At 65.2% G+C, this 13,907-nt stretch carries 13 protein-coding genes; 9 read left to right on the top strand and 4 right to left on the bottom strand.

Annotated elements, in window-relative coordinates:
• Window positions 1-190: 190 nt before the first annotated feature.
• Both J5J09_RS11915 and J5J09_RS11910 read left to right on the top strand, forming a co-directional pair.
• Window positions 191-1,192: a TAXI family TRAP transporter solute-binding subunit gene (locus J5J09_RS11915; protein WP_208550945.1), complete on the top strand. Its 1,002-nt coding sequence runs from the start codon at window positions 191-193 to the stop codon at window positions 1,190-1,192.
• A 97-nt stretch (window positions 1,193-1,289) separates the two neighbouring features.
• On the top strand, window positions 1,290-3,371 hold the full coding sequence (locus tag J5J09_RS11910; RefSeq protein WP_208550941.1) for a TRAP transporter permease: 2,082 nt from the start codon (window positions 1,290-1,292) through the stop codon (window positions 3,369-3,371).
• Between the two features lie 36 nt (window positions 3,372-3,407).
• On the opposite strand, the gene J5J09_RS11905 is transcribed toward J5J09_RS11910, so the two are convergent.
• Complete coding sequence (locus J5J09_RS11905) at window positions 3,408-4,328, bottom strand: helix-turn-helix domain-containing protein (protein ID WP_208550936.1); 921 nt, start codon at window positions 4,326-4,328, stop codon at window positions 3,408-3,410.
• Window positions 4,329-4,547: 219 nt separating this feature from the next.
• On the opposite strand from J5J09_RS11905, the gene J5J09_RS11900 reads away from it, so the two are divergent.
• From J5J09_RS11900 to J5J09_RS22865, 4 genes are all read left to right on the top strand, one after another.
• The gene (locus tag J5J09_RS11900; RefSeq protein WP_208550933.1) at window positions 4,548-5,876 is read left to right on the top strand and encodes a peroxidase; all 1,329 of its coding nucleotides are present in this window, start codon (window positions 4,548-4,550) and stop codon (window positions 5,874-5,876) included.
• 175 nt (window positions 5,877-6,051) lie between these two features.
• Window positions 6,052-6,525 carry a hypothetical protein gene (locus J5J09_RS11895; RefSeq protein WP_208550930.1) on the top strand — a complete coding sequence of 158 codons (474 nt, stop codon included), beginning with the start codon at window positions 6,052-6,054 and terminating at the stop codon, window positions 6,523-6,525.
• A 32-nt stretch (window positions 6,526-6,557) separates the two neighbouring features.
• Window positions 6,558-7,532 carry a catalase family peroxidase gene (locus J5J09_RS11890; RefSeq protein ID WP_208550926.1) on the top strand — a complete coding sequence of 325 codons (975 nt, stop codon included), beginning with the start codon at window positions 6,558-6,560 and terminating at the stop codon, window positions 7,530-7,532.
• Window positions 7,533-7,604: 72 nt separating this feature from the next.
• Window positions 7,605-8,531, top strand: coding sequence for an alpha/beta hydrolase (locus J5J09_RS22865; RefSeq protein WP_208550923.1), 927 nt, complete (start codon window positions 7,605-7,607; stop codon window positions 8,529-8,531).
• Window positions 8,532-8,592: 61 nt separating this feature from the next.
• Here J5J09_RS22865 and J5J09_RS11880 read toward each other — a convergent pair whose 3' ends face one another.
• From J5J09_RS11880 to J5J09_RS11870, 3 genes are all read right to left on the bottom strand, one after another.
• A complete protein-coding gene (locus J5J09_RS11880) occupies window positions 8,593-9,324 on the bottom strand; it encodes a hypothetical protein (protein ID WP_208553551.1) in 732 nt (243 codons plus the stop codon).
• Window positions 9,325-9,416: 92 nt separating this feature from the next.
• Window positions 9,417-10,724 carry a hypothetical protein gene (locus J5J09_RS11875; RefSeq protein ID WP_208550921.1) on the bottom strand — a complete coding sequence of 436 codons (1,308 nt, stop codon included), beginning with the start codon at window positions 10,722-10,724 and terminating at the stop codon, window positions 9,417-9,419.
• Window positions 10,725-10,853: 129 nt separating this feature from the next.
• Window positions 10,854-11,750, bottom strand: a complete 897-nt coding sequence (locus J5J09_RS11870; protein ID WP_208550917.1) for a LysR family transcriptional regulator — start codon at window positions 11,748-11,750, stop codon at window positions 10,854-10,856.
• 126 nt (window positions 11,751-11,876) lie between these two features.
• On the opposite strand from J5J09_RS11870, the gene J5J09_RS11865 reads away from it, so the two are divergent.
• The 3 genes from J5J09_RS11865 to J5J09_RS11855 all read left to right on the top strand — a co-directional run bounded on the left by J5J09_RS11865 (window position 11,877) and on the right by J5J09_RS11855 (window position 13,874).
• The gene (locus J5J09_RS11865) at window positions 11,877-12,524 is read left to right on the top strand and encodes an NAD(P)-binding domain-containing protein (RefSeq protein WP_208550912.1); all 648 of its coding nucleotides are present in this window, start codon (window positions 11,877-11,879) and stop codon (window positions 12,522-12,524) included.
• On the top strand, window positions 12,521-13,213 hold the full coding sequence (locus J5J09_RS11860; RefSeq protein WP_208550907.1) for an SDR family NAD(P)-dependent oxidoreductase: 693 nt from the start codon (window positions 12,521-12,523) through the stop codon (window positions 13,211-13,213). The genes J5J09_RS11865 and J5J09_RS11860 overlap by 4 nt, the downstream gene beginning before the upstream one ends.
• Window positions 13,214-13,316: 103 nt before the next feature.
• Window positions 13,317-13,874 (top strand): histidine phosphatase family protein, encoded by a 558-nt coding sequence (locus tag J5J09_RS11855; RefSeq protein WP_208550897.1) that lies wholly within the window; start codon window positions 13,317-13,319, stop codon window positions 13,872-13,874.
• Window positions 13,875-13,907: the final 33 nt, after the last annotated feature.

Genomic DNA, 13,907 nt, shown 5'->3' with positions numbered 1-13,907 from the left:
TCGGTTCGCCGGGCAACCTTCAATTCTGGTTACCGACAAGAGCTCATCTCAGCCGCCCGCCTAACTCAACTCCCGACAAAACAACCCGAATTTCCTCCTCCCCGCAAACCGTCCGCTCCCCACGCCTTGCACGCCTGGGCGAACATCCATAAGCTTGGGGGATGTCCAAGAGAAAAAACCGGGAGGTATGATGAGACACTTTACATCGATCGCAGGCGCTCTGCTGGCGCTGGGGCTCGCGACGTCGGCCGGGGCACAGGACATGTCGTTCTTCCGGATCGGCACCGGCGGCACGGCCGGAACCTACTATCCGATCGGCGGTCTTCTGGCCAATGCGATCTCCAGTCCTCCGGGCTCGCGCGCCTGCGAAGAGGGCGGTTCGTGCGGGGTTCCGGGGCTCGTGGCCTCAGCGCTGTCGTCCAACGGTTCGGTTGCCAATATCAACGCCATTGCCGGCGGCACGCTGGAATCGGGCTTCGCCCAGTCCGACGTCGCAACCTGGGCCTATACCGGCACCGGCATCTGGGAAGGCAAGCCCGCGGTGGAAAACCTCCGCGCGATCGCCAATCTCTATCCTGAGAGCATCCACCTGGTGGCGAGCGCCGGCTCCGGCATCAACAGCGTCGCCGACCTGAAGGGCAAGCGCGTTTCGCTGGACGAGCCGGGCTCCGGCACGCTGGTCGACGCACGCGTCATCCTGGAAGGCTATGGCCTGTCCGAATCCGACATCACGCCCGAATACCTGAAGCCCGACCAGGCGGCGGACCGCATGCGCGACGGCGCCATGGACGCCTTCTTCTTCGTCGGCGGCTATCCGGCCGGCGCGATCGCCGAGCTTGCCAGCCAGCACGACGTGAAGCTGGTGCCGATCTCGTGCGACGAGGCGCCTTCGATCTGCGAGAAGTACAGCTTCTTCGCGGCCGACACGGTTCCGGGCGGCACCTACGAGGGCAATTCGGACGACGTGAAGACGCTTGCCGTCGGCGCCCAGTGGATCACCAGCGCCGACCAGCCGGAAGAGCTGATCTACGGCATCACCAAGGCGCTGTGGAACGACAACACCCGCAAGCAGCTCGACGCCGGCCACGCCAAGGGCAAGGTGATCACCAAGGACACCGCGCTCAACGGCGTCGGCATTCCGCTGCATCCGGGTGCAGAACGGTTCTACAAGGAAGCCGGGCTTCTGAAGTAACCGGCGCGGATTGCGCCTGACGATAGCGATCAGCAGGGGCCGCGCGTGCATGCGCGGCCCTTTGTTTCTCAAGCCCGAGACTAGCCTGGTGGGGACCATGAGCGTGGACAAGAAAGACCTGGAGCAGAGCGAAACCGTCCGTCACCTGACGGCGGACGAATTGCAGGAGATCGAGGAAAGCTTCGATCCGGAGCTGCGCTTCAGGGTGCTCGCCTGGCCGCTGACCATCCTGACGTCGGCCGTGCTGTTCCTGCTGTCGTGCTACCACTTCTACACGGCGGGCTTCGGTATTCCGCAGGCGACCGTGCATCGCGGGCTGCATCTCGGCGTCACGCTGCTCGTGGTGTTCCTGAGCTTCTCGGCCTTCGGCAAGAAGGAGATCAGGCCCGGTGCGCTTGCCCCCTTCGGCCTGCCGCTCGCCGACTGGGTGCTCGGGATCGCCGGGCTGATCGCGGCGCTTTACGTTCCGTGGATCTATGACGATCTTGCCTTCCGCGTCGGCAATCCGCTGCCGATCGACGTCGTCATGGGGACGATCCTGATCGTCGTGCTTTTGGAGGCGGTGCGCCGCTCGATGGGCTGGCCGCTGCCTGTCATCGCGCTGCTCTTCATCGCCTATGCCTATTTCGGCAAGGCGATGCCCGGCATTTTCGTGCATCCGGGCGCCAGCTGGACCAATATCGTCAACCACCTCTACCTGACATCGCAGGGGATCTACGGCACGGCGCTCGGCGTGATCGCGACCTATGTCTTCCATTTCGTGCTGTTCGGGGTGATGGCGACGCGCATCGGGCTCGGCCAGCTGTTCATCGACGTGGCCTCGGCGCTGGCCGGGCGCTATGCCGGCGGGCCGGCCAAGGTCTCGGTGCTGTCCTCGGCGCTTCTCGGGTCGATTTCGGGCTCTTCGATCGCCAATACGGTGACGACGGGGGCGCTGACCATCCCGGCGATGATCCGCATCGGCTATCCCCGCCATTTCGCGGCGGCCGTCGAGGCCGCGGCCTCGACCGGCGGGCAGATCACGCCGCCTGTGATGGGCGCCGTCGCCTTCCTGATGATCGAATATCTCGGCCTGCCGCTCACAACCATTCTGACGGCGGCGCTGGTGCCGGCCTTCATGCACTTCTTCGGCGTTCTCGTGCAGGTGCATCTGGAAGCCCGGCGGCTCGGCCTGCGCGGGCTGTCGCTCGACGAGCTGCCGAATGCCTGGAAGGTGCTGAAGGAGGGCTGGCTGTCGGTCGTGCCGCTCATCGTGCTGGTCGCGATCCTGCTCTCAGGACGTACGCCGTTTTCCGCCGCCTTCTGGTCGATCACGGCCTGCATCGGCGTTCTCGTCATCCAGCAGGTGCGCGAAAGCGGGGTCATGCACGGCCTGCGCGGCGCGGCCCACGGCGTGTGGGAAGGCTTCATTCTCGGCGCCAAGCAATCGCTGTCGGTGACGGCGGCGGCGGCGCTGGTTGGCGTCGTCATCGGCGTGGTGACGCTGACCGGGGTCGGCTTCAAGATCGCCTACATGGTCACTGGGCTGGCGCAGGACTGGGCGGCTTCGGTGCACGGCATGCTCGCTTTCCTGCCGTTCGAGCTGATGGGCGTGCCGACGCTGACGCTCTTGTTCACGCTGATCCTGACGGCCGTCGTCTGCATCCTGATGGGTTGCGGCATTCCGACGACCGCCAACTACATCATCATGGTGGCGGTCGCGGCACCCATCCTCGGGCTTCTCGGCGTCGAGCCGCTGGTCGCGCATTTCTTCGTGTTCTACTACGGCGTGCTGGCCGACGTGACGCCGCCGGTGGCGATGGCGGCCTATGCGGGTGCGGGTATCGCCAATGCGAACGCCTTCAAGGCGGGCAATACGGCGTTCCGGCTGAGCATGGGCAAGGCGCTGGTGCCGTTCGTGTTCGCCTTCCAGCCGGCCCTGCTGCTGGTGACGCAGAATTTCACCTGGACGGCGTTCTTCCTTGCCTTCGCCGGCACCGTGCTCGGCATCTGGGCGCTGGCGGCGGCGGTATCGAACTGGCTGTTCTCGACGCTTCGCTGGTATGAACGCATCGCGCTCGTCTTCGCCGCGATCCTGCTGGTGGCGCCGGATCTGACCGCGACACTCATCGGCATCCTGCTGATGACACCGATCGCGGCGCGGCAATTGCTGGGCAACAATCGGACGGCGGCAGGCTAGGGGGCGTTTCCCCGTCGCTGACGGACCGGTCGTCGCTCACGCCGACCGCCGCAGGGCTCCGGGGCTCTGACCCACCACCGCCTTGAAGACGCGGGTGAAGTGGCTCTGGTCGGCGAAGCCGCAGGAGACGGCGATGTCGGACAGGGACAGGTCGACATCGCGCAGCAGCAGGGCTTCGGCGCGTTCGACGCGGCGTTCGGTCAGCCACTGGTAGGGGGTGAGGCCCGTCGACTTGCGGAAGGCGCGGGTGAAGTGGCTGGGGGAGAGGCCGCAGGCTTCCGCGACCTCCGGGACGGAGAGCTTGTCGCTCAGACGGGCGGCGATCAGTTCCTTGGCGCGGCGTTCCTGCCATTTGGCGAGGCCGCCATTGGGATTTAAGGGGCTGTCTTTGTTGTTGGCGCCCTGGCGAGCGAGGCCCTGTCGCGCCTTGAGCGCGGCGGCGACGAAGACCGCGCAATCCTGCAGCAGTTGCGCGTCACCGGCATCGAAATAGGGTTCGCGATCGGACAGCACCCAGAGCGTGCCGAACGGCTTTTCGCTGCCGATATGCAGCGGCACGAGCAGGAGTTCCGGGATGCAGATGCCGGCAAGACAGTCGTAGAGCCGTTCGGGATAGCGGGTCAGAAGCGGCTGGTTGCGGTCCAAGACGATGCCGCAGGGGCTATCGTTTCGGGGCGTCGATCCGCCCTCCAGCTCCCACAGCACGCCGCGCGTGTGCCGCCAGCGGAAGCAGTGCGGCTCCTCGTTGAGGCTCAAGCCAGCGCTCGACGCACCGGTTTCCCGGAGCGCGATATCGACATAGCGCGGCAAGACGGCTTCCGGGTCTCGCGCCATCTCTGAGGCGAGATCGACGAGCGCGGTGCGGGCACGTTCATGATCGATATGCTTGGGTGTCCGCTGTTGAAGAGATTCTGTTATAAATACATCTTTTATTAGAAAATTACTTTTGGAGTTCATGCGATGTCTCCCGCTGCATTAGGAAACTGAACTACTGCATGATTGTAATAGTAGTCCGTATCGATCCTTGCGTAAATGTCGCATCGGCGCATTTCCAGTGTGATCGGATCCGTCAAAAACTGCGGGATTCCGGCAAGACGGACGAATGACCCGCACCTATTGAAGCCCTCAAAGACAACCAGGTCGAACGCCATCGGGCGCTCTTTGAAGGTGAGAAACGTGTTACTTGAACTCGACGATATACAGGGAACGGTTCTGAACAACCGGCCGATGCCGTACTTCGGCGCCTATGTGGCTTTCAGTATTGACGATGCCGCGGCGGCGAAGACGATGTTGAAACGGCTCATTCCACATGTAACCTCGTGTGCCGAGTGGGCAGCGCCGACGCAGCATGCGTGGCTCAACGTCGCCTTCACCTGGGAGGGCTTGCGGCGGCTTGGGCTTGCCCAGGATATTCTCGACGGGTTTCCGGTCGAATTCCGCCAGGGCATGGCCGCACGCGGCGCGTTTCTTGGCGATGTCGGCCGCAGCGATCCCGCGCTCTGGGACTTTCCGCATGGGAACAACGGCTTTCACGCCGGCCTCCTGGTGATGGCGAGCACGGCGGAGGGACGGGATGACATGCTCGATCATGGCCGCCGCGCGCTCGATGGTCTTGATGGCATAGAGGTCGCGGCCCACCTCAATGTCGGCGTTCCCCCGACCATGCGCGAGCATTTCGGCTTCGTCGACGGGATCAGCCGTCCGTTCATCGAGGGGCAAGGCGGTGAGCCGCTTCCCGGACAGGGCAAGCCGACCAAGGCCGGCGAGTTCATTCTCGGATACGAAAACGAACTCGGCGAACTGGCGAAGGGGCCGGGGCCCGAGGTGCTGTGGCGCAACGGGACCTATGCGGCCATCCGCAAGATCTACCAGGATGTCGCGGCCTTCAGGACCTATCTGCGCCAGTCGGCGAAAGACGCGGCGGGCGAGGAAAAGGTGGCGGCGAAGATGATGGGACGGTGGCGCAGCGGCTGTCCGCTGGCTCTCTCGCCTGATGTCGACGACCCGTCGATCGTCGCGGATCCCCAGCGCAACAACGCATTCGCCTATTACGACGACGATCTCAACGGCGCCAAGACCCCGGTCGGCTGTCACATCCGGCGCGTCAACCCGCGCGACGGGCTTAACGACACCATGGCTTATGCGCGGCTGCACCAGCTTCTGAGGCGCGGCGCTGCCTACGGCCCGCTGCTGCCCGAGGGGGACATAAAGGACGACGGCGTGGATCGCGGCATCGTTCTTGCGCTGATCAACGCCAATCCGGGACGGCAGTTCGAGTTCGTCCAGTCGCAATGGGTCAACGATGGCGACTTCGTGTCCCAGGGGCTGCGCAGCGACCCGATCGTCGGCCGCCGCGACCGGTCCGACGACTTCGCCTTCCCGGACAAGCCTGTGCGGCGGCGTCTGACCGGTTTGCCCGATTTCACCGCGACGCGGGGCGGCGAGCACGTCTTCCTGCCGAGCATTCGTGGCCTGCAGTGGTTGGCCGACATGCAGGCCGAATGATGCCGGACGAGACCGGGCGTCATCCGCCATCGCGGTTCGTCCGGTCTCATCCAAGCATACCGTCCGCTGCGGTGCCATTGCCTCAGGCATGGCCCGAGGATGGACAGGTCAAGCAGAAAACCTCCCAAGCAACCGCGCTGTTCTGCTCAGCGCACACCACACTGGAGAATTGAGAATGTCCGATATTCAACACAACACCGCACGTCCCGGAACGAAGAAGGGCGTCTGGAACGAGTTCACCGTGATCATGCCGCTGAAGCCCGGCGGAGCGGAGCGCATGCGTGCCGCCTTCGGTGGCTTCGACGAGGAGCGGACGAAGAACACCGACCGGATCGGCACCGTGCACGACCTGCGCTTCGTGATCTTCGACAACGACACCCGGTGCATCTTCGCCTCGACCTTCGACGGCGACTGGGAGACCTATATCGACGACTTCGCGACGATCATCCCTGATGAAATCGACCTGCTGTTCTCCGAAGTCGTCGATTATCCTGGCGTTCGCAGCCCCGCCATCAAGGATTTCATCGCCAAGCACCAGGTCTCGGCCATGGCTTTCTACGGGGCCTACACCGACGCCTCGGTCCGCGACGTCTGGAAAGCGCTGAAGATCCGCAAGGCGCTCGACCAGATGCTCGACGCGGCGAACTGACCCGAACCCTCGACAAAGATTGGATGACGGTCGTGAACAGTCAACAATATCGCCTGGCGTCGCAATTGGTCGATTTACTGCACCAGCACATCGGCTTTTATCCGGGGCATCGAAGCGTCCATGCGCAGGGCCGATACTATGTCGGCGTCTTTACTGCGACGCCGGAGGCTCGCCGGATCAGCCGCGCGTCGCACTTCCAGGGGCAGCCTGTCCCGGTCACGATCCGTCATTCAAACAGCCCGCTGGCAAACCCGGTCGGGCCGGCGGATTCTGTGTCGATGGCCGTCCGGTTCTACCTTCCCGATGGCACTGCCACGGATCTGATCGCGCTGCCGATCACGCTCTTCTTCACCCGCACGCCGGAGGAGACGCTGGAGTTGTTGAAAATCGCCTTGCCGGACCCTTCCACCGGCAAGCCGGATATGGAAAAGGTCGGCCAGTTTCTGGCCGAAAGACCATCGGTCATGCGTGCGGTCGGGCTGCGAAAGCAGCTCCCGGCGGCAGTCAGCTTCGCGCGGACCGCCTACCACGCGCTGCACGCCTTCCGCTTCGTCAATGAAGCGGGAGACGCCGTCTATGCCCGGTATCACTGGGAGCCCGATGCTGGCGTCGCGACGCAGACGCTCGAAGAGCTGCACAAGGAAAAGCCCAGCTATCTCTTCGAAGAGCTCGAAGAGCGTTTAAGCCAGGCTCCGGTGGGCTTCAAGCTGGTGCTTGAACTCGCCGGCGATGGCGATCCGACCGACGATCCGAGCGCACCCTGGCCCGAGGGTCGGCCGCGTGTGACGGTTGGCCGGCTCGAGATCACGCGTCCGACGACGCTCGAGGAGATCGGCGATCCGGTGATGATGCATGATCCGACACGCGTGACCGACGGCATCGAGCTTTCCGACGACCCGATCCTTGCGGCGCGTCGCGGCATCTACGAGGTCTCTGTTGCCCATCGTACCGGCGGCTGGAAGGGGCGTTCCGCATCGCTCCAAAGGGGCGGTTGTCCGTTCGGCTGACCGACGCCGGCACAAGAGGTCTGTCGGGCGCGATCCGGCAGGCCGTCATCGACTGTTTTAAAGGGATATCCCGTGGGCACAGACACTCCCATTTTCCATCACGGTCTTGAACCGGACCATACGTCGGCAGCCGCGGCGGCTGAGGTGCTCGTCATGACGCGCGTATCGGCGCCGGACCAGAGCGGCTCCATGCCGCTTTATGCCAACTTGAACGAGCAACCGTCCGCCGAGATATGGGAGCGGTCGCCGCGGGGCGAGCTTTGGGTGCGCAACGTCACCGTCCCCACCTTGACGCCTGTCCTGCCGGCTCCCGGCACCGGCAATGGGGTCGCCGTCGTGGTCGCGCCCGGTGGGGCGTTCCGCGCGCTGTCGGTCGAGAACGAGGGCATGGCGGTGGCACGCTGGTTCGCGGACCGCGGCATCGCCGCCTTCCTTCTCAAGTACCGGCTTGAACCGACACCGCCGGACTCCGGCGATTATGCGGCGCTCATCGGAGAATTCCAGCGCCTGTTCGCGACGGGCGAGGTGACCATTAGCGATCTTGCGGTACCGGCCATGGCTGTCGCGGATGGCCAGGCGGCGGTTCGGCTCATTCGAGACCGGGCTCTTGCGTGGAACGTCGACCCTGGTCGCATCGGTATGATCGGCTTTTCGGCCGGAGCGATGACCACCATCGCCGTCGCTATCGGCAGCCCGCCCGAGATGCGGCCGGACTTCGTCGCTCCGATCTATCCATCGATGCTTTCGGTCGACGTGCCAGCCGATGCCCCGCCGATGTTCCTGGCGCTTGCGTCCGATGATCCTCTTTTCGGCGCGCAGGGTTACGGCCTCGTCGACTCCTGGAGGAAGGCCGGTTCTGCTGTGGAATTTCATCTGTTCGAGCGTGGCGGGCACGGTTTCGGGATGCGTCAGCAGGAGGTGACGTCCGACCGATGGCCGCTCCTTCTCCAAGCGTGGATGCACATGCGTGGCTGGGCGCCGCCGACGAGAGCGACATAACGGTTCTGGACATGAAGCCGGGAAGCAAAAGCACGTAAGGCCTCCCTTCCGCCGGCCCCTATTATTCCACCTGCTCCGCCGTCGCCAGCGGTTCCGTGGTCAACCTGAAATCGGTCATCTCCTGGCGTGTCAGGTAATAGAGACGGTGGGGCGGGGTTTCGAGTGCGTTGAGCCAGAGGCCGCTTTCGATACCCATGTCGTCGAGATGTCTCGCGATGCGGGCGGTGGTGTTCTGGGCCGATGACATGGCCTGTTCGGGCGAGGGACGGTCCTGGCCGGCGTTGAAGACCTGGTGGACGCCGAGGATGGCGTCTTCCTCCGCCTCGCGGGCGACGCCGCCGGCGAAGATCAGCGGGCAGGAGGAGGCGCAGAGCGCTCGAGTGGCGACCTTTGTGTCGAGACCCGTCTCGCGGATCAATGTCGACATCGCCAGCGCATCGTCGACGGAGCCGCCCGGCGAGTTCAGCGAAACGGTCTTCACATATTCGCCGCGTGCCGCGATCTCGTCGGCGAAGCGGGTGGCAGCGCCCGGATCGATCGATCCCTCGGCCTTGAGCACGCCGCCGGGCAGAAGCTCGAAGCGCATCGGCTGGCGGAGTGTTTCGCGCGGCGTTTCCGGCTCGACTGGCGGAGCCTGGGGCACACCCTCCGTCAGCGCCGGTGGCAGCACGGGGGCGTCCGTCGTCATCGGATCGTGGCCGGGTAGCGTTGCGTTCGCCTCGCGCATTTCCCTGATATCGACGACGAGGAAGGCGCCGGCGGCGGCGAGAAGCGCGAAGAAGGCGCTGCGCATCAGGAGGCCGTCATCGGCGCTGACGATGGCTCTTCGCAGGCGCGTGGCGAGCGATGCAGGCTTGGCTTCGTCGGGTTTCTCGTCGGGGTTGTTCACGCGGGCGGCCCCTTGCGCGGGGCCTTGGCGGCGGTGTCGAGGCTGGTGATGTTGGAGTCCTTGCGGGCGCTCTCGTCTTCCGTCTCGGTTGCCGCAAGAGCCTGCTCGACGTCCAGACCCTGGCGGGCGAGTGCACGCTGGACCTCCAGCGCCTCCAGAAGCTCCGCGGCGGTGATCCTCTGCGCGAAGGGCATGCGCTCTTCCTGGCGTCTTATGGCGCCATGGACGACGGCAAGGATGAAGACCAACACGGCGGGAAGCAGATCGATCGAGATGGCACCGGCCCAGGCGGGGATGAAATCGGCGGCATACCGCAGGACGGCTTCGGCGGACGACAGCGGCACGAAACGTCGTTCGGCGACCGGTTCCCGTGCCAGAATGTCGTCGGCGGCCTGGGACAGAACCTGCGACTGAGCCGAGACCGAGGCGCGGATGGTCTGCATCACCTGGTCCTGGCGGTCGACGAGATCGGCGGCACGGCCATCGGCGACGGGGGCGATGAAACCGAGCGACAGGTCTTCGGCCGCGCGCTTTACCGACGGGGCAATCGAGGTCTGTTCCAGCGAGGTGATGACCCCCGAGAGCGCCACGACTTCGGCGGAGAATTCGTCGCTGCGCGGGGCGATGGCGCCGGGGGAGGAGACTAGCGTGCGCATCGTCTCCAGGTGGCCCCGGCCCTGATCGAAGAGGGTCGTGACCCGTTCGCGCGAGGCGGTGATGCCGGTTTCGAGCTCGTTCAACTGTGCCGACATCTGCGAGAGGAGTTGCACGACGCTTCCCGAACCGGTGGTGCCTGTCAGCGCGCCGTTCTGCCGCTCGTCCTCGGCGAGCCGCGCGAAACGCTCCGATGTGCGCTGGATATCAGGCAGCAGGCTCTGGGCGGCAAGCGCATTCTGGTGGGCCCGGTCGAGATCGGCGGTATAATCCTCGACCGTCTCGGCGAGATGCTGCTCGAGCGCGGCGGAACCGGCGAGCGCGGCGGCATTCAGCCAGCTCGACATGGCGATGATCATGGCGCAGCCGAGCGCCATGACGCCGATCATGGCGCCGCGCCCCGCCGCGCCCGTTACATGGGGGTAGAAACGCGCCATGTAGGACCAGAAGGCGTAGATCGCGACCGAGACGGAGGCGGAGTAGATGATGGCGGCGAAGAACACCGCGGTCGGCGAGCCGTCCAGCAGACTGCGGACGCCGAGATAGGTGTAGACGCCGGAGGCGAGGGCCAGGACGGCAAGCGCGAAACGGGTCATGGTTTCGACGGCTAAGACGCCATCCTGCAAACGATGCGATGCGCCCAGCGCCATGGAGACCTCCGACAGGAATGAATTCTTAACACATCCTGAAGAAGGGGGCGAAATGAAGGCTGGGGCGGTGGTTCCTGTTGATCGTACGCCGACGTCTGGTCAGCGGCCGGGTTCCGGATGGGGCCGTCCTTATCGCAACACGTCCAGGATCCGACTTCGCAGCCAGGCGAGGTCGGGGGCGTTGGAATTGCGGCGCATCCATTCCATCGTCAGGGTGAAACCCGGAACCGAAAGCGGCAGCTCAACAGCCCGAAGATCGAATTCGCGGGTGTAGATCTCGGCCAGACGGCGGCCACAGGTGAAGATGCCAAGCCCCTCCGCGGCGGCGCGGGCGCTGGTGTCGAAGGTCGGGCAGACGAGCGAGACATGGCGGCGGTGGCCGAGCGCCTCAAGTGCGGCGTCGACATTGCCCGCGACGCTGCCGCGCGGCGATGTCAGGATATGGTCGTGCGCGAGATAGGTCTCCAGATCGGCGCTCCCCTGCGCGAGCGGATGGCCGGGGGCAACCACGGCAACGAAATCCTCGGGAAACAGGGTCGCGGAGACAATCGAGGCGAGGGGACGCCAGGCGGAGCCGATGAAAAGGTCGAGGCGCCCCTGGTTCAACAGCGCTTCCTCGTCAGGATGGGAAACAGGCAGGATTTCCAGCCGCATGGCGGGGGCCTCGCGAGCGACGACAGCGGCAAGCCGGACGCCGGCAAAGGCTGTCGCATAGGCATCCATGCCGACCCGGAAGGTTCCGGATGCACTGGCCGGATCGAAGGCCCGCGTCGCCGCGAGCGCGGCCTCGATCGTGCCAAGCGCCGCCGCGATCTCCGGCCAGAGCGCAACGGCGACCCGCGTCGGGATCATGCGATTGCCGCGCCGTTCCAGGATCCGGTCGCCGAGTGCCTTTCGCAGCCGGTCGAGGGCATTTGAGGTGCTGGACTGGGTTAGGCCGAGTTCCGCCGCGGCGGCGGTGACGCTTTCGTGCCGCATCAGCGCGTCGAAGGTGCGCAAGAGGTTGAGGTCGAGGTTGGACGTCAAGGCGTCACCGCTCCTGTTATTGATCGCATCAATGAATGATATCGCATCGCACCCCATTCTCAATGGGGCGGGACGGTCCGATATTTGTGGGGAAGACAGGTTCAGACGTTACGAAGGAGAACGCAGATGAAGATTTCTGTCATGGGCACGGGCATGGTTGGGCAGACATTGGGCGGGAAGCTTTCCGCGCTTGGGCACGATGTGATGCTGGCCGGCCGCGAGGTGGACAACGAAGCGTCACGCCGCTTTGTCGAGAGCCATCCAGGCGCACGAACCGGCGATTTCGCGAGCGCCGCGCGGTTCGGCGAGGTGGTGATCTTCGCCGTTGCCGGCCAGGCCCTGCTGGCGGCGGCGTCAGCGTGCGATCCGGCCGATCTGGCGGGCAAGGTGGTGATCGACGTCACCAATCCGCTGCAGATGGTGCCCGGCGGCTTGCCGACGCTCGATCCGGCGTTGTCCAACACCACGTCTGCCGGCGAGGCGCTGCAGGCGGCCCTGCCGCAATCGCGGGTGGTCAAGACGCTCAACACGATGACGGCGCGGCTGATGGTCGATCCTGCAAGGGTGCCCGGTCCGCATGACGTGTTTCTCTGCGGCAACGATGCCGAAGCGAAGGCGGTCGTCGTCGATCTGCTGCGGAGCTTCGGCTGGACGGAGCCGGTCGATCTCGGCGGGATCGCCAGCGCGCTGGGGATGGAGGGGCTGATGCCGTTCTGGCTGCGGATGATGCAGACACTCGGCACCGCCGATTTCAACTACCGGATCGCCCGATGAGTGGCCGGCCCGTGGCGGTGATCACCGGCGCCGGTCGGGGGCTCGGTCTGGAAACCGGCCGTCGGCTGGCGGAGCGCGGCTATCTTGTCGTTCTCACAGGTCGGCAGATGGATGTGGTGAAGGCGGCAGCGACCGGTATCGGCGAGGATGCGCTCGCTGTGGAGCTCGACGTTTCCTCCGATATGTCGGTGTCGGCGGCGTTCGACGCGATCGCGGCGATACACGGGCGCGTCGATGTGCTGGTCAACAATGCCGGGCGGCTTTTTGTGGAGCATTCGCAGGGTCTTCATACGGACGCCTCGGTATTGGCGCAGGCGATCGACAACAATGCGCTCGGCGCCTGGCGGACGACGCAGAAGGCGCTGCCGATCATGACGGCGAATGGCTTTGGCCGTATCGTCAACGTGTCATCGGGCATGGGCGCATTCGGCTCGCTGGCGACGGATACGGTCGCCTACCGGCTGTCGAAGACGGCACTCAACGCGATCACGGTGATCAGCGCAAGCGGTGCGGGTCCGGGGATCAAGATCAACGCCGTCTGCCCGGGCTGGGTGCGGACGGACATGGGCGGATCGGGCGCGACGCGTAGCCTGGAAGAGGGCGTACGCGGCATTGTCTGGGCCGCGACACTGCCGGAGGACGGCCCGACGGGTGGCTTTTTCCGCGATGGCCGTCCGATCGCCTGGTGAGGGCGACCGTCCGTAGCTCGCGGTCAATTATCGTGAATGCCTTGAACCATCGGCGCGTCCGGGTCGTAGACGTCAACGACACGACACGACAGGGAGGCTCGACATGTTTCTTCGACGGCAGTTTCTGGCGGGATCGGTTCTCCTGCTGGCGGGTGGGGCGCGGGCGGCGGTCGATCATTGGGCGGAATTGCGATCGGGGCGGGCGGTGGTGTTGCTGCGGCATGCGCTGGCGCCAGGGACCGGCGATCCACCGGGTTTCCGGATCGAGGCGTGCGAGACGCAGCGCAACCTCTCCGACGAGGGGCGGGCGCAGGCGCGTCGGATCGGCGACCTCTTCCGGGATAACGGAGTCGCAGCGGCGGCAGTCTATTCCAGCCAGTGGTGCCGCTGCCTCGATACGGCGGAGGGCCTGGCGCTCGGTGATGTTACGGAGCAGCCGCTGCTCAATTCCTTTTTCGGCAATCGGGAGGACGGCGAGGCGCAGACGCAGGCGCTCGCGGCGTGGATGACGACGCTGCCGACGAGTGGTCCTGTGGTTCTCGTCACGCACCAGGTCAACATTACCGGGCTTACCGGGATCGTGCCGGCCAGCGGCGAACTTTTGTTCGTGACGCCGAGCGCGGCGACACCGCTTCCGGTCATCGGGCGATTAAGATCCTGATCGGCAAGGATCGTCAGGATGCGGCGGACGCTC

The sequence above is a fragment of the Ciceribacter sp. L1K22 genome, assembly GCF_017599385.1.
Lineage (GTDB): Bacteria > Pseudomonadota > Alphaproteobacteria > Rhizobiales > Rhizobiaceae > Allorhizobium.
The sequence above is the reverse complement of the archived record's forward strand: the minus strand, read 5'-3'. Positions and strand labels throughout refer to the sequence as shown.